At 40.3% G+C, this 21,452-nt stretch carries 15 protein-coding genes; 11 read left to right on the top strand and 4 right to left on the bottom strand.

Going from position 1 to position 21,452, the window contains the following annotated elements; all coding sequences use genetic code 11:
* Positions 1–349 precede the first annotated feature (349 nt).
* The 3 genes from acnB to GQR55_RS07695 all read left to right on the top strand — a co-directional run bounded on the left by acnB (position 350) and on the right by GQR55_RS07695 (position 5,025).
* On the top strand, positions 350–2,947 hold the full coding sequence (gene acnB, locus GQR55_RS07705; RefSeq protein ID WP_166420122.1) for a bifunctional aconitate hydratase 2/2-methylisocitrate dehydratase: 2,598 nt from the start codon (positions 350–352) through the stop codon (positions 2,945–2,947).
* A gap of 200 nt (positions 2,948–3,147) precedes the next feature.
* On the top strand, positions 3,148–3,780 hold the full coding sequence (locus GQR55_RS07700) for a 2OG-Fe dioxygenase family protein (RefSeq protein ID WP_166420120.1): 633 nt from the start codon (positions 3,148–3,150) through the stop codon (positions 3,778–3,780).
* A gap of 9 nt (positions 3,781–3,789) precedes the next feature.
* A complete protein-coding gene (locus tag GQR55_RS07695) occupies positions 3,790–5,025 on the top strand; it encodes a cysteine desulfurase-like protein (protein ID WP_166420119.1) in 1,236 nt (411 codons plus the stop codon).
* Between the two features lie 19 nt (positions 5,026–5,044).
* Here GQR55_RS07695 and GQR55_RS07690 read toward each other — a convergent pair whose 3' ends face one another.
* Positions 5,045–5,749, bottom strand: a complete 705-nt coding sequence (locus GQR55_RS07690; protein ID WP_166420118.1) for a 2OG-Fe(II) oxygenase — start codon at positions 5,747–5,749, stop codon at positions 5,045–5,047.
* 33 nt (positions 5,750–5,782) lie between these two features.
* Between GQR55_RS07690 and GQR55_RS07685 the strand changes: the two genes are divergently transcribed.
* The 7 genes from GQR55_RS07685 (at position 5,783) to GQR55_RS07655 (ending at position 16,778) form a co-directional block, all read left to right on the top strand.
* The gene (locus GQR55_RS07685; protein WP_165728316.1) at positions 5,783–6,181 is read left to right on the top strand and encodes an acyl-CoA thioesterase; all 399 of its coding nucleotides are present in this window, start codon (positions 5,783–5,785) and stop codon (positions 6,179–6,181) included.
* A 199-nt stretch (positions 6,182–6,380) separates the two neighbouring features.
* On the top strand, positions 6,381–7,355 hold the full coding sequence (locus GQR55_RS07680; protein WP_166420117.1) for an aldose epimerase family protein: 975 nt from the start codon (positions 6,381–6,383) through the stop codon (positions 7,353–7,355).
* Positions 7,356–7,550: 195 nt separating this feature from the next.
* On the top strand, positions 7,551–10,298 hold the full coding sequence (locus GQR55_RS07675) for a TonB-dependent receptor (RefSeq protein WP_166420116.1): 2,748 nt from the start codon (positions 7,551–7,553) through the stop codon (positions 10,296–10,298).
* Positions 10,299–10,490: 192 nt separating this feature from the next.
* A complete protein-coding gene (locus GQR55_RS07670; protein ID WP_166420115.1) occupies positions 10,491–12,017 on the top strand; it encodes a tryptophan halogenase family protein in 1,527 nt (508 codons plus the stop codon).
* A 12-nt stretch (positions 12,018–12,029) separates the two neighbouring features.
* Positions 12,030–12,791 carry a SapC family protein gene (locus tag GQR55_RS07665; RefSeq protein WP_166420114.1) on the top strand — a complete coding sequence of 254 codons (762 nt, stop codon included), beginning with the start codon at positions 12,030–12,032 and terminating at the stop codon, positions 12,789–12,791.
* A gap of 52 nt (positions 12,792–12,843) precedes the next feature.
* Positions 12,844–14,322 (top strand): SLC5 family protein, encoded by a 1,479-nt coding sequence (locus GQR55_RS07660; protein ID WP_166420113.1) that lies wholly within the window; start codon positions 12,844–12,846, stop codon positions 14,320–14,322.
* 323 nt (positions 14,323–14,645) lie between these two features.
* Entirely contained in the window at positions 14,646–16,778 is a 2,133-nt protein-coding gene (locus GQR55_RS07655) for an alpha-galactosidase (RefSeq protein ID WP_166420112.1), read from the top strand.
* A gap of 149 nt (positions 16,779–16,927) precedes the next feature.
* On the opposite strand, the gene recG is transcribed toward GQR55_RS07655, so the two are convergent.
* Genes recG through asnC form a run of 3 tightly spaced genes read right to left on the bottom strand, consistent with a single transcriptional unit; the run spans position 16,928 to position 20,254 of the window.
* Positions 16,928–19,009: an ATP-dependent DNA helicase RecG gene (gene recG / locus GQR55_RS07650; RefSeq protein ID WP_166420111.1), complete on the bottom strand. Its 2,082-nt coding sequence runs from the start codon at positions 19,007–19,009 to the stop codon at positions 16,928–16,930.
* Positions 19,010–19,067: 58 nt separating this feature from the next.
* Positions 19,068–19,754 (bottom strand): tRNA (guanosine(18)-2'-O)-methyltransferase TrmH, encoded by a 687-nt coding sequence (gene trmH, locus GQR55_RS07645; protein ID WP_076925783.1) that lies wholly within the window; start codon positions 19,752–19,754, stop codon positions 19,068–19,070.
* A 41-nt stretch (positions 19,755–19,795) separates the two neighbouring features.
* On the bottom strand, positions 19,796–20,254 hold the full coding sequence (gene asnC, locus GQR55_RS07640) for a transcriptional regulator AsnC (protein ID WP_002958822.1): 459 nt from the start codon (positions 20,252–20,254) through the stop codon (positions 19,796–19,798).
* Positions 20,255–20,451: 197 nt separating this feature from the next.
* Between asnC and asnA the strand changes: the two genes are divergently transcribed.
* Complete coding sequence (gene asnA / locus GQR55_RS07635) at positions 20,452–21,447, top strand: aspartate--ammonia ligase (protein ID WP_166420110.1); 996 nt, start codon at positions 20,452–20,454, stop codon at positions 21,445–21,447.
* Positions 21,448–21,452: the final 5 nt, after the last annotated feature.

Here is a 21,452-nt window from a genome sequence, read left to right as displayed (position 1 = left end):
CAAGGATGGCTTAAGTTACAAGCCATCCTGGAAGGCTACGATTTAGCAAAATCTCTTGAGCCAGACTTGTGATCAAGAGACAGGCTTAGGCTGGGTTTTTTTATGGCTGTAATAAATTAATATTAGTTAATGGTAATGATTCTTACTTAACAAGTATTCATGAAAATAGTTTTTACTACAACCACTATTCATAGTATTTATAATCGGTATAATCAGTTGCGTAACTGGATGGATTTTCATCTATCCATAAAAGCTTTATAATCACGCGTTAGAATACTATAAGTATTGGGTAACTTATTTGCGCATGAAGCGCTACCGAATACTTTCACGTCACCAAGAGGGCAATATTGTGCTACAAGATTATCGTAAACACGTAGAAGAGCGTGCCGCGTTAGGTATCGTACCAGCGCCATTAGATGCTCAGCAAACAGCTGATCTTATTGAATTAATAAAAACTCCACCGGCAGGTGAGGAAGAATTCATTTTAGATTTATTCATCCACCGCATACCTGCAGGTGTTGATGATGCTGCTTATATTAAAGCGGGATTTTTAGCAGCTGTAGCTAAAGGTGAAACTAATTCTCCACTTGTTTCTAAAGAAAAAGCGGCAGAATTATTAGGTACAATGTTGGGCGGTTACAATATCGCACCAATGATTGACCTACTTGATGACGAAACACTTGCACCAATCGTAGTTAAAGGCCTTTCAAATACATTACTTATGTTTGATGCGTTCTACGATGTAGAAGAAAAAGCAAAAGCGGGTAATGCATTCGCTAAGCAAATTATCGAGTCTTGGGCAAATGCAGAATGGTTTACTAATAAACCAGCTGTTGCTGAAAAGATCTCAGTTACTGTATTTAAAGTAACTGGCGAAACAAATACTGATGACTTGTCACCTGCACCAGATGCATGGTCTCGTCCAGATATCCCACTTCATGCTTTAGCAATGCTAAAAATTGAACGTGACGGTATTACACCTGATAAAGCGGGCGAAGTAGGTCCAATTACTCAGCTTGAAGAATTAAAAACTAAAGGTTTACCACTTGCTTACGTAGGTGATGTTGTGGGTACGGGTTCTTCTCGTAAGTCTGCAACTAACTCTGTACTTTGGTTTATGGGCGATGATATCCCGTTCGTACCAAACAAGCGTGTTGGCGGTGTATGTTTAGGTAATAAAATTGCTCCAATCTTCTTCAATACAATGGAAGATTCAGGCGCATTACCAATCGAATTAAATGTTGATGAGCTTAACATGGGTGAGCAAATCGACATTTATCCGTACGAAGGTGTTGTTAAGCAACATGGTACTGATAAAGTGATTTCTACTTTTGAGCTTAAATCTGATGTGATTTTAGATGAAGTTCGTGCTGGTGGTCGTATTCCACTAATTATCGGTCGTGGTTTAACTGATAAAGCGCGTACATCACTAGGCTTAGGTGCAACTGACGTATTTAAAGTGCCAACAGCAACAGAAGTTTCTGATAAAGGCTTCACACTAGCGCAAAAAATGGTTGGTAAAGCATGTAACGTTGCAGGTATTCGTCCAGGTCAGTACTGTGAGCCTAAAATGACAACTGTTGGTTCGCAAGATACAACAGGTCCTATGACACGTGATGAACTTAAAGATCTAGCATGTTTAGGTTTCTCTGCAGATTTAACAATGCAGTCATTCTGTCATACATCAGCTTATCCTAAGCCTATCGATGTAAGCACTCACCATACGCTTCCTGATTTCATCATGAACCGTGGCGGTGTTTCACTTCGTCCAGGCGATGGTATTATTCACTCATGGTTAAACCGTATGTTATTACCAGATACCGTAGGTACTGGTGGTGATTCACATACACGTTTCCCATTAGGTATTTCATTCCCAGCAGGTTCGGGTGCAGTAGCATTCGCAGCAGCAACCGGTGTTATGCCACTTGATATGCCAGAATCTATTTTGGTTCGTTTTAAAGGCGAAATGCAACCAGGTATCACGTTACGTGACCTTGTTCATGCAATCCCTTACTACGGTATCAAGCAAGGTTTATTAACAGTTGAGAAAAAAGGTAAAATTAACGAATTCTCTGGTCGCGTACTAGAAATTGAAGGCGTTGAGCACCTTACTGTTGAGCAAGCATTTGAATTATCAGATGCATCTGCAGAGCGTTCTGCAGCTGGTTGTACAGTTAAACTTTCTAAAGAGTCTATCTCTGAGTACCTTGAGTCTAACATTGTTATGCTTAAGTGGATGATCTCTGAAGGTTACGGCGATGTACGTACGATTGAACGTCGTATTACTGCAATGCAAGATTGGTTAGCTAACCCAGAACTAATGGAAGCTGACGCTGATGCAGAGTACAAGCATATCGTTGAAATTGATTTAGCTGAGATTAAAGAGCCTGTTCTTTGTGCTCCAAATGACCCAGATGATGCGCGTCTTCTTTCTGATGTTGCTGGCGAGAAAATTGATGAAGTATTCATCGGTTCTTGTATGACTAACATTGGTCACTTCCGTGCTGCTGGTAAGTTGCTTGATGGCTTTAAAGGTCAACTTCCAACTCAACTTTGGGTTGCTCCACCTACTAAGATGGACAAAGACCAACTTACGGAAGAAGGTTACTACGGTATCTTTGGTCGTGTTGGCGCACGTATCGAAACTCCAGGTTGTTCACTGTGTATGGGTAACCAAGCACGTGTTGCAGATAAAGCGACTGTAGTATCTACTTCTACACGTAACTTCCCTAACCGTTTAGGTAATGGCGCAAACGTATTCTTAGCATCATCTGAGCTTGCTGCAATTGCTGCAATCATTGGTAAATTACCTACAGCTGCTGAGTACCAAGAATATGCAGCGAAGATCAACGCAACGGCGTCAGATACATACCGTTACTTGAACTTCCACCGTATGCCTGCTTACACTAAAAAAGCAGACAACGTGATTATTCAACAAGCTGTATAATTTTTAGAGTTTGTTTAAAAACCCGCTTCGGCGGGTTTTTTATTAGCTAAAATAAATATTAGATAGTTAATGCTCTATTTTATGGTTTATTATATTGAATTTAGCTAATAATTGATTTAAACATAAATAATAAAGCAAAAATTCCTTTCTATATGCATTAAAATCCTCACCAATATTCTCATTATTTTAGGCGAGATTTTATGACAGCATTAAACAACCAGAATTTACTGCAACTACGTTTTGTTAACCAAGCAAATATTGATTTGGTTAAGCCTTCTTTTGATAACCTGCCTGCTAATCCTTATGCAGATGGTGCCTTTCGTAAACGTCGTTACTCAGTAGTTAAAATGCAAAATGGTGAAATAAAGCTACAACAAGCCAAAGCATTTGTTCAAGATGATTCAATTAATACTTTTCAGGGTAATGTAGAGCGTACTTACGAAAACCTAGCGCAAAGTTTACTTGAGTCAGAAGGCATGAAAAGCATTGTGAATGAGTTTCGCCAACTTACCGGTATTGATGAAGAACGTGATATTGAAATCCATCAATTCCGTATGCTTGCCATTGATAGCAATACACCTGCAGCGCCAGAAGGCGTGCATCAAGATGGTTTTGATCATGTATGTATATGCGGTGTTTCTCACGAAAATTTAGAAGGCGGCGAGCTACTTGTATATGAAAACAAGCAAGCTGAACCGTGTTTTAAAATGGAAATAAAAGACGGCATGTTTGCATTAATAAACGACCGTCAAGTGTGGCATAACGCAACACCGATGAACAAAATTGATACTAGCAAACCAGGTTACCTGGATTGTTTTGTATTAACGTCTTAAGGAATCAGCATGAACATAACGCAATTACGTGAGCAGTTTCCTGCATTGATGCAAAACGTTGATGGTAAATCGCCGATATTTTTAGACGGACCAGGTGGCTCGCAAGTACCAACATCGGTGCTTAATGCTATGACCGCTTATTTAGGTCATTATAATTCGAACCTAGGTGGCGCGTTTTTCTCAAGCGATAAAACCGTTGAATTGATGGCGAATGCGCGCCAAGCAGCCGCTGATTTACTTAATGCGCCTAGCTCACAACAAATTGTGTTTGGCCCAAACATGACCAGCCTTACGTTTAGTTTTAGCCGTGCTATTTCACGTGACTGGCAGACTGGCGATGAAATAATTGTAACCAATGCTGATCACTTCTCAAACGTGTCGTCGTGGCAACAAGCAGCTGAAGATAAAGGCGTTAAAGTTAACACAGCACTTATTAACGAAGCTGATTGTAGCTTAGATATGGCGCAATTTGAGAGCTTATTAAACAGCAATACTAAGCTTGTAGCGGTAACTTACGCGTCAAATGCCACAGGTTCAATTAACAATATCAAACGTATTGTAGAGCTTGCTCACGCTGTAGGCGCACTTGTTTATGTTGATGCTGTACATTATGCACCGCACGAACTAGTAGACGTACAAGCACTTGATTGCGACTTTTTAGCGTGTTCTGCGTATAAGTTTTTTGGTCCGCACTTAGGTATGGTTTACGGTAAAAAAGAGCATTTAGACGGGTTTACACCTTATAAAGTAGAACCTGCTAAAGACGTAGCGCCAGGTCGCTGGGAAACCGGCACACAAAGCTTTGAAGCTATGGCTGGTTTTATTGCGGCAGTTGATTACATTGCAGCAATTAGCGAGCTTGACGACAGCCATTCACGCCGTGAAAAGCTAAGTATTGCTTTTGCTAAAACTAAACAGCACGAAATGGCACTTAGTGAGCACTTTTTAACGCGCTTAGTTAATTATCCTCGTATTAAACTATTTGGTATTGATGACTTTGATCGCTTAAGCGAGCGTACACCTACTTTTGCTTTAATTTTTGACGGGCTTGAGCCGCGTGCTGTTTCAGAATTTTTAGGTAAACAACACATATGCGTGTGGGATGGTAACTTTTACGCGCAAGGTTTGTGTAAGCAGTTAGATGTGCTTGATAAAGGCGGAGTAGTGCGCATTGGTTGTATGCACTACAACACCATTAAAGAGCTAGATCAGTTGTTTGACTTATTTGATGAACTACTCGGTTAATCATGTAAGTTTTGGTGCGCTAACTCTTTGGCGCACCATATATTTGTTCTGCACGATTAAACAGTACCCACGATGTTAAAATATACTTATCGTTTGATACTGGCTTATTACCTCTATGAGTATGTGTAAAGTAGCCAGGGGCAATAACCATGGTGCCTTTTTTAGGGGCTATTTTGCGATTTTGATAGTAAAACTCAGTTTCACCACCTTCTTCTACATCGTTTAAATAAAACATAAATAGCAACACGCGATGCAACGCCTCGTTATGCTGTAATTGCGGGTAAACCTCACTGTGCCAGTAAGGATAGCCACCTTTATTTACCTCGTATTTTTGAGCTTGAATATTGCCAAGCCTAAAAATTTGCTGCACAAGCATAGGTAATTGCGGCCTGCCTACTTCATCAAAGTTATCTTGGGTTAAATCGACAACGTCTCCTGTTTTTGGGTGATAAACCTTTAAACCAAACGCCCCAATCATCATAAAAATATGTTCTTCAACATAGTTAAAAACATGCTGTGCAGTCGTTTGTTGTATGTGTTTTAATTGCTGAGCATATTCTGGGTGATTGTTTAGGTGTAGGTCGTGGCTGTCTTTTTTATTTAAGTCGACACCGCCTGAGGTCACCCCTTGTTTTACATGTGGGCTTTGCGTAAATGTGGTAATAAATTGATCGCAAAATTCATCGCTTAATGCGTTATCAACAACGCGTATAAAGTCCGTCATGGTTTACCTTTATATAATTATTATTGGATTTTTATGTTTATTGAAAAAGTGATGCCGCGCTTTAGCGAAACAGATGCACTCGGACACATTAACAATACCGTACTCCCAGTATGGTTTGAAGTCGCACGTGGACCTATTTTTAAGTTTTTTACACCGGACTTAAATCCACACGATTGGAAATTGATTATCGCCAAAGTTGAAGTATCATTTGTCGGTGAATTATTTTACGGCCATGAGGTAACAGTTAAAACGTCTGTAGAGCACATAGGCACTAGCTCTTTTACGCTGAGACAAGAAGCGTGGCAACACGATAAATGCTGCGCAATAGGTAAGGCCATTATGGTGAGGTACGACTTTATTGCTAAATCAAAGCAAGCACTTAGCATTGACGAAAAAGCAGCGCTTAACGAGCATATTTACCAAAGCAGTTAACCTTACGAGGCTTATATTTTACATAAGCCCATACTGAGCTGAATTATTGTAAATATATGATGGCAGCTGTAATTTTTGTCGAGAAATTTTAACGTATTTAGATTGAGTTACAGGCTTTAGTTATATACTATTTATATTATATATTGTTGCGCCGTTATAACAGGAAATGTTAATTCGGTAATCTGATTGGAGAATGCGTGTGACATCAATTGCCAATAACCAACCTTTACAAGTTATTCAGCTCAGTGATGGTCAAAATTTAACAGCTGAAATTTTGCCATTTGGCGCAATAATAAAAAGCATTAAATTTAAAGAACAAGAAATGACGCTTAGCGTCGATGATCCTCAATACTATCTTGAAAACCCATTTTACTTAGGTGCAACAGTAGGGCGATACGCTAATCGCATTGCAAAGGGGCGTTTTAACTTATCTGGTACGCAGTATCAATTAGAAGCAAATAATGGCCCTAATAGCCTGCACGGCGGTGTTAAAGGCTTTAATAAAGTACTTTGGCAAGTAACTAAACAAAGTGAAAGTGAAGTGGAGCTTTATTATTGCTCACCCGATGGCGAACAAGGGTTCCCCGGTGAGTTGCAGGTTTGGCAAACGATTAGTGCTAAAAACGGCGAGCTTACTCTGAGCTTTAAAGCGATAACTAACAAAGAAACACTCGTTAATTTTACTAACCATTGTTATTTTAACCTTGATGGCAGCGAATCAATTAATGAACATTTTGTACAAATTAATACTAATCACTATCTTCCTATCGATACAACAAGTATTCCACTCAATGAAGCCGCATTAGTCACCGGCACCTGCTTTGACTTTACTAAATCAGCTCAAATTGGTGAGGCATTAAGCGCCGCACATTCTCAGCTAGAAGCTGGCAATGGTTTTGATCACTGCTATATTTTTAATGATGACAGCAGTTTAAAAACGATGGCTACGTTAACTTCGCCACACACGAACGTTAATTTAACGCTAAAAAGCACTCAGCCAGGTATGCAGTTATACACCGCTAACTTTGTAGGTGCGCCTTTTAAAGCACGACAAGCTTTGTGTTTTGAAGCGCAAAATTGGCCAGATGCGCCAAATCGTGAAAATTTTCCAAAAGCTAATTTATTACCGGAAGAGGATTACGAACAGGTTATTATTTACTCTTTTTCTGAGTGAATACAGTATTTTAATGTTAATTTAAAGAAAATTAAAAGCAAAAATACGGTGATTAAATGCTATCCATAATTCAGGAAAAGGTTGCACTTTTTGCTGGTTTAAAGTATTTATAATATAAATAGTATTTGAAACTATATGCACTACCACAACGACACAACGACACAACGACTACACACAATCAGGAGTTTTTAAAAAATGATAATTAACAATAAGTTATCGTTCAACAAGAAAACCGCGATCAGTATTGCTATTACTGGCATATTGGCAAGCGGAAACGTTGCAGCTCAAGGCGCTGAAGGCAATGCGCCTACAGTAGTAAATGAAGATGTTGAAGTTATCGCAGTAACGGGTATCCGCAGCAGCTTACGTTCATCAATGTTAGATAAAAAAGCATCTAATGTTGTTACAGACGGGATTAAAGCAGAAGATCTTGGTAAATTTCCTGATTTAAACGTAGCAGAATCTCTGCAACGTATTACAGGTGTAGCAATTGACCGTAGTGGTGGTGAAGGCCAAGCGGTAACTATTCGTGGTTTTGGTCCACAATTTAATACTGTACTTGTTAATGGTCGTCAAATTGCGACAGACAGTGCTGGTCGTGAATTCAACTTTGATGTATTAGCCGCTGATCAAATTACCGGTGCTGATATTTATAAAAGTAATACAGCCACACTTCAAGAAGGTGGCATTGGTGGTACGGTTAACGTAACCACAGCACGTCCTTTTGACTTTGGTGGTTTACATATTTTAGGTTCAGTTAAAGGTATGTATGAAAGCCTTTCTGAAGAAGTATCTCCATCAACATCATTCTTAATAAGTAATACGTTTAACGATGATAAGTTAGGCGTTCTTTTTGCCATCACTAATCAACAACGTAAACTTCAAAATAACCAAATTTTAACGGCAGGTTGGCGCGGTGGCCAAACAATTTCTAACCCAACAGATGGTGTATTGTTTGAAAATGCATACATTCCTCGTAACTGGGACCAAGTAGTTGATGAGCAAGACCGTGAACGTACAAACGCAAGTTTAGTATTGCAATACGCACCATCTGACGATGTTACGATTACTGTTGATGGTATGATTTCAAAATTTGAAGTTGATTCAACAGTGCGCGATTTAGCCTCTTGGTTTGAACCAGACCGCGTAGGTAGCGCAACGATTGATCCAGAAACAGGTACTCTTTTAACTTTCTCTCAAGACGTTGGTTTAGGTGCGCCAAGTGGCGACCCTGCAAGTGACTTTGTATCACATACACGTAACTCACGTGATGTAACTAATAAAGCATTTGGTATTAACGTTGATTGGCAAGTAAATGATTCATTAAAAGCAAAATTTGATGTATCTCGCTCAACAGCTGAAAATGACCGTGCAGGTACTGACCGCTTTAACGTTGTCGGTATTATTAATAGTTATACCTTTGATGGTACGGGCAGTATTCCTACTGTACAGCATGATGGCTTTGAAAATGGTTCACTCCCAGACCCTAGCCTTGCCCGCCTCCACTATAACGAAGTGGGTCTACAGTTTACTGATGAAGATGAAATCACTGAAGTAAAAGCTGATTTTGAATACGTGCCAGATAAAGGCCCAGTAGATCGCATTAACTTTGGTGCTTATCGTCAAGAGCGTGAAAAATCAAGTTTTCAAGTTTATGGTACTCAATGTCAGTTCTGTGGTTACGGTACTGAAGCACCACTTGATGCAATTGATTTTGAAGCTTACCAAGCGAGTAACTACTTCCCAGGTTTGATCGATACATTTTATAGCTACGATGGCGATAAAATGCTTGATTATCTAGCCGATCAAGGCTTCCCTGTAGAACCAACACTACAAAATAACCGTTACACAATTAACGAAGACATCACTAGCTTATACATGGACTTTACGCTTGGTTTTGACCTAGCTGATATGCCTGTAACAGTTAACTTTGGTGCGCGTTACTCAGAAACTGATATTGAAGTTGCTGCAATACAAAGCTTTATTAGCGATGTAGTGCCAACAACTGATGCAACATTATTTGCTAACGTATTTGGCCCAGCAACGAACATTGAACAGGGCACTAGCTACTCAAACTTACTACCATCTTTGAATGTTAAGTTAGAGCTGCAAGACAATATGATTTTACGTTTTGCAACGTATGACAGTATTACTCGTCCAACGATGTCTCAATTATCTCCTGCTACTACGTTTAACGAACCACGCCGTCAAAACTTAACAGCAAATGGTGGTAACCCTGCACTTAAGCCATTCCAGTCAGAAAACTGGGATATTTCTTACGAGTGGTACTACAACGACGCTAACTTATTTAGCTTTGCAGTATTTAGTAAAGAAGTCGATGACTTTATTGTTACGCTAACAGGTGAAGAAACATTTGAAATGGCTGACCGCTCAGGTCCTGGTTTTGCGTGTACCACTTGTACAGGCCAAGCAGATGATGAGCTTAATGGTAGCTCAGAAATATACACAGTAACTCGCCCTCAAAATGGTGAGTCAGCTAAAGTAACTGGCTACGAAGTAGGTGTGACGCACATATTTGAAAATGGTTTTGGTATTATAGCCAATGCGACTGTCGTAGATAGTGACATTAGCGTAGGTGCAGATACTACACAAACATTTGCACTTGAAGGTTTAGGCGATTCACAAAACTTAATATTATTTTATGAGCAAGATAACTGGCAAGCACGTGTTGCATTTAACAACCGTGAAGGTTTTTTACGCTTAGTTGATAATGGTTTTAACGGTGAACCAGTGAACGTAGAAACTTACGGTCAGTGGGATATTAGTGCAAGCTACGATATTAACGAAAACTTCACTATTTTTGCTGAAGGCATCAACATCACTGAAGAAGAGTTAGTACAAACAGGTCGTTTTGCTAACCAAATCTATTCGGTTGAAGATAATGGCTCACGTTACGCGTTTGGTATTCGCGGATCGTTTTAATTAATGCTTGAGGCGAATTTCTCGCCTCTTGTTTCATTGCAGCACTTTGGTGCTAATACCAATTAGGTTGATTTAGCAGTAATGTATGTTAGGCAACCTAATTGGCTAAAATGAAACCACATTAAATCAAAATGCCCTAACGGGCATTTGTTGTATAAAACGTTATCAAAAATACTCAAAGAGTAGTCCATTATGAATAAAGCAATAAAAACAGTAGCGGTAGTTGGCGGTGGTACAGCAGGATGGCTGAGCGCTGCAATTATAGCTTCGTATCACCAAAGTCAAAATGGTGACGGCTTAAAAGTGATATTGGTTGAATCGTCAGACATTCCAACAATTGGCGTAGGTGAAGGTACCTGGCCCACGATGAAAAACACACTTCAGCAAATAGGCTTGCGTGAAGTCGATGTGTTTAAAGCCTGTAATGCCACTTTTAAACAAGGTGGAAAGTTTGTAAATTGGACTCATGGCAATAATGACTTTTACTACCATCCATTTACTGTACCGCTAGGCTACGGCCGTATAGATTTAGCCCCTTATTTAGATAATGTTGAAGACTTTGCACAGCAAACAAATTTTCAACATGATATTTGCGAAGCAAGCTTAGCCCCAAGAGGTATAGCGCAAGGTGAATATCAAGGTAATTGTAATTACGCTTATCACTTAGATGCAGGCGCTTTTGCCGAAATGCTTAAACAGCATTGTAAAAGTAAGCTTGGCGTAGAGCATATTATTGGTACTGTTGATCAGGTAAAGCTTGATGACGATGGTGCAATAAATGAGCTTACTCTAAAAGATCAAACCCACACTATAAACGCCGATTTATTTATAGACTGTACTGGTTTTTCATCATTGTTATTAGGCCAAGCGCTCAACGTACCATTTAAAAAAATGGACCACGTGCTATTTAACGACAGCGCACTGGCTATGCAAGTTCATTACGATGAAAGCGATGAGTCTTTGGCGAGCCATACCATAGCAACAGCGCAAAACGCTGGATGGATTTGGGATATTGGTTTAACGCACCGCCGAGGTGTAGGGCATGTTTATTCAAGCAAGTTTTTATCAGACGATGAAGCAGAGCAAAACCTAAGAGATTATTTAGGCGATGCAGCAAACGGTTTAACAGCCCGTAAAATCAACTTTGAATCGGGGTATCGTGAAAAGTTTTGGCATAAAAACTGTGTTGCTATTGGTATGTCGGCAGGATTTGTAGAGCCGCTTGAGGCAACTGCTATTATGCTTGTTGAAATATCAGCACGGTTTGTTGCCGAACATATGCCAGCAGATACCCAAGTAATGCCTATTGTAGCTAAGCGCTTTAATGAGCAGATGGATTATCGTTGGCAGCGTATTATCGACTTTTTAAAACTACATTACATGCTAACCAAGCGCCCAGAACCTTACTGGCAAGCACATGTACAGCCCGATACTATTCCACAAACCTTGCAAGAAGACTTACTTCTTTGGGGAAGCCGTGGCCCACTTATTCAAGATTTTCATGGCGCATTAGAGTTATTTCCAGCCGCCAGCTATCAGTATGTTTTGTACGGTATGGGCTTTAAGCCTGACTTTACTAAACAAGCGTATTTGTATTCACAAGACGCGCAAGCTAAACAAATAATAGAACGTAACAGCCAGCTTACACAGCAGATGTTGCAAACTTTACCACCGCACCGTGCTTTTATAGAGCAGTGGTTAGCAGCTAACCCAGTTTAAGGATGTGTAACTATGGCTATTAGTGAACTAGTAAACACCAAACACCAAACATTAAAAATTAACCCGAATGCCGCTGTTGAATACGCAAAAAAACAGCATTTAGTTAATTTAAGAGCAAATGAAATAGCAAAAGCAGCCTGCGACTTACCTGTTTTTTTAGCACGTAACGCACAAAATGGCAGCTATACCGTATCAGCGTTAACAAGCTTTAGTGCTGGGCAAAGTCTATTGGTAAATAACAACCAATGGCAGGCACTTTACACACCAGTATGCATGCAAACCCAGCCGCTTTACTTAATGACTCGAGAAGCAAATAGTAGCGATTATTTTATTGCGATTGATGAGCAAAGCTTAGCCGTAAACACCGAGCAGGGTGAATCACTATTTGATGCTAAAGGTAACCCAAGTTTATTTTTAAGTGCACAGCAAAAGTTGTTAGAAAGCGATTTAAAAAATGATTACCAAACGTATCAATTTACCCAAGAAGTTGCGCGTTTAGGACTCATTAAAAACATAGATATTGTATTGCAGTTTGAACAAGGCGAAACCCAAACCATTCAAGGTTTGAGCACCGTTGATGAAGACAAACTGCAAACATTAGATAGCAATACCATTGCAGAACTACAAAAGCAGGGTTACTTAAGTGTGCTTAACAGCATGCTCATTTCACTGTTTCAGTTAAATGCATTGGTAAAGCTGCACAACCAACGTCCCGAACTTATGCCTTTAAAGCAGATTAAGTTAGAACTAAGTCGAGATGCGCACGCGCTGTAGCGTGCATTTTTTATTACCCAGACATTGCGCATAACGCGCAGGAGACACACACATGTCAGATAACATTTTACAGCTGGTGGTTTTTGTTTTTGTCACCGCTTTAATTGGTGGCCTTACTTATTGGAAATGCCGAGGCCAAAATCGTAATAACGGACAAAGCCAAACCAAAGAGTATTTTTTAGCGGGCGGTGGCCTTACTTGGATGTTTGTTGCAGGTTCAATCACATTAACTAATTTAAGTACTGACCAACTTGTAGGTATGAATGGTAACCAAATGGCTTTGCTTGTTTGGTGGGAGCTTGCCGCTATTATAGGGTTGATTATTTTAGCCAAAGTATTCATCCCTGTTTATTACAAATACAACTGTACAACCACCACAGAGCTTTTAGAAAAGCGCTATAACAACAAGCATATTCGCGCTGTTATTGGTGGGTTGTTCTTTTTAGGTAATGCACTTATTTATATGCCAGCGGTAATCTACTCTGGTGCGCTGTTTATGCAAACCATGTTTAAAGTTGATATTCCGCTTATGTATATTGCCACCGCCTTTGCCATTCTTGGTGCTGTTTATGCCTTCTTTGGTGGTCTGCGTGCAGTTGCAGTATCGGATACTTACAACGGTATACTTGTACTCGGTATGGCTGTTTTAGTGGTGTTTTTAGCACTTAATGCAATTGATTATGACTTTACGGGTATTCCAGAAGAACGTTTAACATTAATTGGCGATGCTGATTCACCTATTCCTTGGCCAACACTTTTAACCGGTATGATCTTCATTCAAATGTATTACTGGGGTACTAACCAAACAATTACGCAGCGAGCAATGGCAGCGCCTAATGTTAAAGAAGCGCAAAAAGGTATATTTGCAGCGGCGGGTATTCGCTTTTTAATCGTCCCTGCAATCGTGGTATTACCGGGTATTATTTCGTTTAAGCTTTATGGTGATATTGGCGACGCCGCTTATGGTCGAATTGTGGGTGATGTAATGCCAGCATGGTTAACCGGTGTATTTGCAGCGGCAATGGCTGCAGCAGTACTGTCTACTTACAACAGCTTATTAAACTCAGCAACCGCATTGTATGTATGTGACATTCACGAAGCATATTTTAATAAAGAGCCAAGTGTTGTAAAGCTAAGTGGTTACGTAACATTGCTACTAACAAGCTTAACACTGGTACTTGTACCAATTTATCAGCAAGCAGATAGTATTATTAACTTACTACAGCAATTAAATGGCTTACTAAGTATGCCTATATTCTCTATTTTTGTAGTGGGATTATTGTTTAAAAATGTTGATGCACGTGCGGGTATTGCAGCAGTAATTTTAGGTGTTGTAATGTACGGCATGCTTACATTTGCAAGCTCACCACTACATACTGATATTCATTACATTCACTTAATGCCAATTACACTGATTGTATGTGTAGCTTTTGCATTAATAGTAAATAAAGTGGTATTTGGTTTGAATGCACAATGGGCAGGTAAAACACCGGCACTTGATGACGCAGGCCAAGCACAAGTACAAAAATAACGTATAAATAATTTAAGCTGAAAAAATCGGTCACGGGGCAACTCTGGCCGATTTTTTATATGTATAAAAAATTAGTAATAGCACTTCAAAGTTAAGGTTAGTTTATAGCTTTTTGCTACAGTGGTACTTCCAGTGAGTTTATCTAACTATTTGCGATGTAAAGACTATCAAAACCCAATTTATATGATATATACTATTATTGTTGAATGTCACTATCTGATAGATTGTGCCTCAAAGAACGAGAGACACATTAATACTTAGTATCACTAAGTTACTTTCGTTATATTTATAACTCACACAATGAACAAGAGGATAGGAAAATCATGGCCGACACTAAATCATTTTATCGATTAGACAGTGTAAACAGCACCGTTATTTTCGACTGCCAGAGCAAAACACCGGCGTTACTGTACTTTGGTAAACGCCTATCTGAGCAAACAACTGAAACAATGCTAACTCAGCTTGCTACCCGTCAAGAAGTAAAATGTGCCGTGGTTGAAGAAGCGCCTATTTCTCTATCTCCTTTATTAGGCGAGGGCTTTACTGGTGCGCCAGGGCTTGAGCTAGTAAATGACTCAATCGCATGGTCAGTAGGGCCAGAGCTTCAAGAAGTACGTGAGCCTTCAGCTGCAACACTTGAATTTGTAAGTGTAGATAAACTTCGTGGTATTGAAGTAGTGCACAGTATTTCGCTTGATAAAAACACTGACGTATTGAGCGCGCATACCGTATTAACTAATTTAGGCGATTCGCCATTAAGTGTTAACTTTTGCGCGGCGCCAACATTCCAGCTGCCAGATAGCGTAAGTAAAATAGTAAGTTTTGAAGGGCGCTGGTCAAACGAATTCCAACGTCAATCTGTTGATTTAGTGCTTGGCAGTTTTGTACGCGAAAACCGTAAAGGCAAAACGTCACATGATGTATTCCCTGGTTTATTAGTACATAACGAAGGCGCAGGTGAGCAACACGGCGAATGTTACGGCTTTCATTTAGGTTGGAGTGGTAACAACAAACTACGCGCAGAGCTTTTACCTGAAGGGCGCCGTTATGTGCAAATGGGCGAGTTATTACTTCCTGGTGAGCTTACGCTTGCTAAAGGTCAAACTTACCAAAGCCCGAGCATTTACGGCTCGTTTTCGAGTGAAGGTTTTAGTGCACTTTCTCGTAATTTTCATCGTTTTGTTAAAGCTAATTTACTTAGCCAAGCACAGCGTGAAAAAACACGTCCTGTGCATTACAACACATGGGAAGGCATATACTTCGATCACGACGTAGACACGCTTAAGCAACTAGCCGACAAAGTAGCGCCGTTAGGTATTGAGCGTTTTGTACTTGATGATGGTTGGTTTAAAGGTCGTCGTGGCGACAACGCTGGGCTAGGTGATTGGACAGTAGATTACAAAATCTACCCAGATGGTTTATCGCCAGTAATCGACCATGTAAACAGCTTAGGCATGGAGTTTGGTATTTGGTTTGAACCAGAAATGGTTAACCCAGATAGCGATTTATATCGTGCACATCCTGATTGGGTTTTAGGTTCTGAAAATAACGAACAGCTAAGCTTTAGAAACCAGCTAGTGCTTGATTTAACTCGCACAGAAGTTGTTGAGTACTTATACAAAGCGATTGACGACATTTTAGTTGAATACCCAACTATTAAATACATTAAGTGGGATATGAACCGCGATATTAACCATGCGGGTAACTTTGATGGTAAGCCAGCAGTGCACCAGCAAACATTAGCACTTTATCGTCTAATTGACCGTATTAAAGCGGCGCATCTTGGGCTTGAAATAGAAAGCTGTTCGTCAGGTGGTGCACGTGTAGATTACGGCGTACTTGCACACACCGACCGTGTATGGACATCAGATTCTAACGATGCGCTTGATCGTCTTGAAATACAACGTGGGTGTTCGTTCTTTTTCCCATCGTCGGTAATGGGTGCACATGTAGGCCCGCGTGATTGTCATATCACAGGGCGTAACGTAAGTATTGAAATGCGTGCTGCGGTATCAATGTTTGGCCACATGGGAATCGAAATGGACCCACGTGAGCTGACCGATCATGAATACAATGCCCTTAAAGCGGCAATAGCGCTTCATAAAGAGCATCGTGAGTTTATTCATAGCGCCGATTTGTACCGCCTTGATAGCGACGATTTATCAATTAATTTTGGTTTAATCGACGAGCAAAAATCAAAAGCGTTGTTTGCTTATAACAGCGTACGTGAAACACCGCGTACAGCGCCTAATAAGCTTCGTTTTGTTGGCCTTGATGCCGATGCACAGTACACACTTAATTTAGTGTGGCCGGTTAAATTTGAAGAATATCGTCCGTCTTCTATTGCTGCGGTAAATGGCCAAACATTTACAGGTGAAGCGTTAATGCAGTTTGGCTTACAAATGCCAATTTCATTCCCGCAAACATCACTTATTTTTGAGCTTACTAAAGCTTAAATTTAATATAATTAGTGTTATATGTATTGTCAGCTCTATATTGTTTAGGGCTGACTTTTTTATATCTTCAAAATGCTAACGAATAAATTTAGCACCTCTAATTTAGCATCGCTAGCTTAGTAGACTCAAAAATATCGAAAATAGAGTGGTTACGCTTGCGCGTAGTTTTGCTTATTACCTAACCATCGCTGAATTAGCGGATCAACAACCTCTGGATGTTGCTTAAGCATTTGCTGTGCAATCGGTCTTACTTGGTTGAGTATGTGCTTATCGCGGGTAAGATCGGCAATTTTAAATTCGGCTAAACCCGTTTGTTTTGTACCGAGTACTTCACCTGGGCCACGAATTTCTAAATCGCGCTCTGCTATCACAAAACCATCGTTACTATCGCGTAGTACCCCTAATCGCTTTTGAGCGGTGTGAGACAGCGGTGCGTGATATAAAAGCACACAATGCGATGCCGTAGCGCCGCGACCAACTCGCCCACGTAATTGGTGCAATTGTGCCAAGCCTAAGCGCTCGGGGTTTTCTATAATGATTAAGCTCGCGTTAGGTACATCAACGCCAACCTCAATAACGGTCGTGGCAACTAAAACATGTATATTACCTGCTTTAAACTCACTCATAATGGCTTGTTTTTCAGCTGACTTCATTCGGCCATGTACTAAACCTACGTTTAGCTCTGGTAGTGCTTCTTTTAATTGTAGTGCGCTGTCCTCCGCTGCTTGGCACTGCAGTACTTCAGACTCATCAATAAGCGTGCACACCCAGTAAACTTGTCGGCCTTGCTCGTTACACGCTAATTTAACGCGGGCAATAATATCGTCTCTGCGAGTATCAGGAAGTGCCACTGTTGTGATGGGCGTACGCCCTGGTGGTAATTCATCAATGACCGAGGTTTCTAAGTCGGCATAGGCTGTCATAGCGAGTGTACGTGGAATAGGTGTTGCGGTCATAACGAGTTGGTGAGGGTAACAATCACCAAACTTACCTTTTTCACGCAGTGATAAACGCTGGTGGACACCAAAGCGATGTTGTTCATCAATAACAATAAGCACTAAGTTATTAAACTTTACTTCATCTTGAAATAAAGCGTGAGTACCTACAATCATTTGCGCCTCACCGGAGGCTATTTTTTCAAGTGTTGCTACGCGCTCTTTACCCTTTGTTTTACCGCCAAGCCAAGCAACTGAAATACCGAGCGGATTAAACCACGTTGTAAAATTAACGCCATGTTGCTCTGATAAAATCTCTGTTGGCGCCATTAAAGCCACTTGAAAGCCCTGCGCAATAGCGGTTAGTGCACTCAGTGCCGCTACCAGAGTTTTACCTGAACCTACATCGCCTTGTACTAAACGCATCATGGGATACGCGTGTTGCATATCACCTTTAATTTCAGCAACTACGCGGCTTTGCGCATTTGTGGGTGCAAAAGGAAGTTGCTCTAAAAATTGGCTTTCTAATGTGTTTACCGGATTTAATGCCACGGCTTTCACTTGTTGCCCTTGCTCTCGTACTTTTAATAAGCTGAGATTTTGTGCAAGTAATTCTTCAAATACAAGGCGTTGTTGAGCTGGGTGAGTACCTTGCTCTAATGCAGTTACATCAACATCATTTGGTGGGCGATGCAGTAATAATAAGGCGTCACTTAGTGGCATATTTGATGGCTGCCACTGTGAAGGCAGTAGTTCTTCTACGGAGTATTTATGTAGTAAATCAATAGCCTGTTCGCTTAAAGCTCTAATCGATAGTTGCTTTAAACCTTCGGTTGTTGAATAAACGGGCGTTAATGTGGTCGCTACCGGCTGCTCGTTAGAGGTATCGCTGATGCTGTATTCAGGATGACTCATTTCAAAGCCAACGCGGCCACGTCGCACTTCACCAAAACAACGTATTATTTTACCAGCACTAAATGCGTTTTTTTGTGCAGCGGTAAAATTAAAAAATCGTAATGTTAGCCTGCCAGTACCATCATTGATTTGGCAAACCAGCATACGCCTTTTACCAAACGTTATTTGGCTTGTTTCAATTGTTGCTTCAACACTTACGTGGCTGTGAAGTGACAACTCGCTAATCGCGTATAAGCGAGTGCGATCTTCATAGCGAAGTGGCAAATGAAAAAGCATATCTTGCACAGTTAAAATACCTAGCTTTAACAAACGCTCAGCCATTTTTGGGCCGACCCCTTTGAGCTCTGTAATTGGGTATTGATTTAAGCTAGGTTTAGACAAATTGTACCAATCTTATTATTTGTGAGTCAGTTAAGTGTACTTACAGAGCTTTAGTCCATCAAGTATGTTTTAAAGCTTGCCAAAATTGCTCATCAGCGACTATTTCGCCGTTTTCATCAAGTGCAGGGTAAGGTAATTTTTTTTGCTTGCACTGCCTTGCAATAATAGGGTGACAACCTTCAAAATAAAGTGGGTGCTTAACTTCGGCGCTCAGCATATCTCTATTATATAAACCAGCCAGCTCACGTTGGCGCTGTGCTTCAAACAATATTAGCGCAGCAGCAACCGAAACATTTAGCGATTGCACCATGCCTTGCATTGGAATAATAATATTTTGATCGGCATACTCTAGGGCTTTTTCTGATATGCCGGTTTTTTCTTGTCCAACAATAATAGCCGTTGGCTTGGTGTAATCTACTTCTCTAAAATCAACGGCATCTTCTGATAGATGAGTCGCGAGTATTTGTATTTCTGGATTGCGTTCACGCATTGCCACTACGGCATCATCAATGTTTCTGTGTAGGTGCGTTTCTAGCCAGTTTTTACTGCCACCAGAGGTGTTATTTGTTAGCCATTTTTGTTTTTCAGGCCATACAGCATGTACGTGATGGCAACCAACCGCATCAGCACTTCGTACTATTGCAGATAAATTATGGTGTTTGTGCACGTCTTCTAGGCACACGGTTAAGTCTGTTTGACGGCGCGAAAGTACGTCTTCGATTCTTTGATAGCGAGTTTGCTGCATGGTTATCCTCTTTTTTCGGCAATTATACGAGATTTTTACAGTTAAGGCATTACCGTACGGCTAATTGGGTTTTGTAGAGAAATAAGTGTTTCTGTCGATTGAATTGCTTCTATTGCCTGTATTTTATTAATTAGCACATCTTGTAAGTGATCAATGGACTTTGTCATTACTTTTATAAATATACTGTAGTTACCTGTTGTGTAATAAGCCTCTACCACTTCCTCCAATGCTTCTAGCTTTATAAGTGTTTGTGGGTAATCACGTGCGTTATTTAAGTTAATGCCTATAAAGCAGCATACATCGTAGCCTAGCTGTTTAGTATTAATCGTTAATTGCGTTCCTGTAATGATCCCTGCTTGCTTCATTTTTTCAATTCTTACGTGAATTGTCCCTGCGCTTACATTAAATCTTTTTGCTAATTCGGCGTACGCAGTACGGGCATTTGCCATTAACGCATGCAGTATCTGTTTATCGAGATTATCGATCAAATAATTTTCCATTCTATTTTTCTCATTAAATTATCGAATATATGGTTTTTATATCACTTAATTAATGGTTTTTATATATTAAAGCTATTTTTGTTATAGGATATTGAATTAATTCTTTATATCGTTACATTAACCTCATTAAAGGCGCAGGTTAGAGTGCTTTTTATCAATTAAGCAAGTAACAATAACTGGGAATGAGGCCAATTATTATGAGTTCACACTATGTGCAGCAACAGCAGCAAATAAGTAAAGTTAAGCAATTTTTTTCACAACAATTAGAGCAGCAACTAGGGCTAGTTGAGGTTCAAGCCCCTATTTTGGCCAAAGTAGGCGACGGCACGCAAGATAACTTAAGCGGTCATGAAAATGCAGTTGCTGTAAATGTGAAAGCGATTACAGATAGCCGCTACGAAGTGGTGCATTCACTGGCTAAGTGGAAGCGTAAAACACTGGCAACGTATGGTTTTAGTGTTGGTGAGGGGATTTACACTCAAATGAAGGCTTTGCGCCCAGATGAAGACTCATTAAGTCCTATTCATTCTGTATATGTTGATCAGTGGGATTGGGAAAAAGTAATTAACGAAACCACAGAGCGTTCGCTGGCAACGCTCAAGCAAACTGTCCAATCTATTTATAAAGGGATAAAAGAGACGGAAGCTTTTGTAAGTGAGTCTTATGGTTTAACGCCATTTTTACCAGGCGACATAAAATTTGTGCACAGTGAAGAGCTACGTAAAATGTATCCTGACTTTAGTGCTAAGCAACGCGAAAAAGCTATTGCACAAGAATATGGTGCTGTATTTTTAATTGGTATTGGTGGCGCGCTGGGAGATGGCAAAATTCATGATATAAGAGCCCCTGATTACGATGATTGGTCTACACCAACATGCGATGAATACATGGGTTTAAATGGTGATATTTTAGTATGGAACCCAGTACTTGAAGATGCATTTGAAATATCATCAATGGGTATACGTGTAAGCCCTGAGGTTTTAAAAGCGCAGTTAAGTACAACAGGTGATGAAGACCGCTTAGAGTTTGATTGGCACAAAGCGCTACTACAAAGTAAATTCCCGCAAACAATTGGCGGTGGAATAGGTCAGTCGCGGCTAGCTATGTTATTACTGCAAAAGCAACATATTGGCCAAGTACAAGTGGGTGTATGGCCGCAGAAAACACATGCTGAGGTAAGCGGTTTACTTTAAAACGT

It is taken from the genome of Pseudoalteromonas sp. Z1A8, assembly GCF_011378855.1.
Taxonomy (GTDB): Bacteria; Pseudomonadota; Gammaproteobacteria; order Enterobacterales; family Alteromonadaceae; genus Pseudoalteromonas.
The sequence above is the reverse complement of the archived record's forward strand: the minus strand, read 5'-3'. Positions and strand labels throughout refer to the sequence as shown.

Excerpts from the sequence above, each read along its gene's own strand:
- GQR55_RS07700 (WP_166420120.1), top strand. The coding sequence starts at position 3,148 with ATGACAGCATTAAACAACCAGAATTTACTGCAACTACGTTTTGTTAAC.
- GQR55_RS07695 (WP_166420119.1), top strand. The coding sequence starts at position 3,790 with ATGAACATAACGCAATTACGTGAGCAGTTTCCTGCATTGATGCAAAAC.
- GQR55_RS07690 (WP_166420118.1), bottom strand. The coding sequence starts at position 5,749 with ATGACGGACTTTATACGCGTTGTTGATAACGCATTAAGCGATGAATTT.
- GQR55_RS07685 (WP_165728316.1), top strand. The coding sequence starts at position 5,783 with ATGTTTATTGAAAAAGTGATGCCGCGCTTTAGCGAAACAGATGCACTC.
- GQR55_RS07675 (WP_166420116.1), top strand. The coding sequence starts at position 7,551 with ATGATAATTAACAATAAGTTATCGTTCAACAAGAAAACCGCGATCAGT.
- GQR55_RS07670 (WP_166420115.1), top strand. The coding sequence starts at position 10,491 with ATGAATAAAGCAATAAAAACAGTAGCGGTAGTTGGCGGTGGTACAGCA.
- GQR55_RS07665 (WP_166420114.1), top strand. The coding sequence starts at position 12,030 with ATGGCTATTAGTGAACTAGTAAACACCAAACACCAAACATTAAAAATT.
- GQR55_RS07660 (WP_166420113.1), top strand. The coding sequence starts at position 12,844 with ATGTCAGATAACATTTTACAGCTGGTGGTTTTTGTTTTTGTCACCGCT.
- GQR55_RS07655 (WP_166420112.1), top strand. The coding sequence starts at position 14,646 with ATGGCCGACACTAAATCATTTTATCGATTAGACAGTGTAAACAGCACC.
- trmH (WP_076925783.1), bottom strand. The coding sequence starts at position 19,754 with ATGCAGCAAACTCGCTATCAAAGAATCGAAGACGTACTTTCGCGCCGT.
- asnC (WP_002958822.1), bottom strand. The coding sequence starts at position 20,254 with ATGGAAAATTATTTGATCGATAATCTCGATAAACAGATACTGCATGCG.
- asnA (WP_166420110.1), top strand. The coding sequence starts at position 20,452 with ATGAGTTCACACTATGTGCAGCAACAGCAGCAAATAAGTAAAGTTAAG.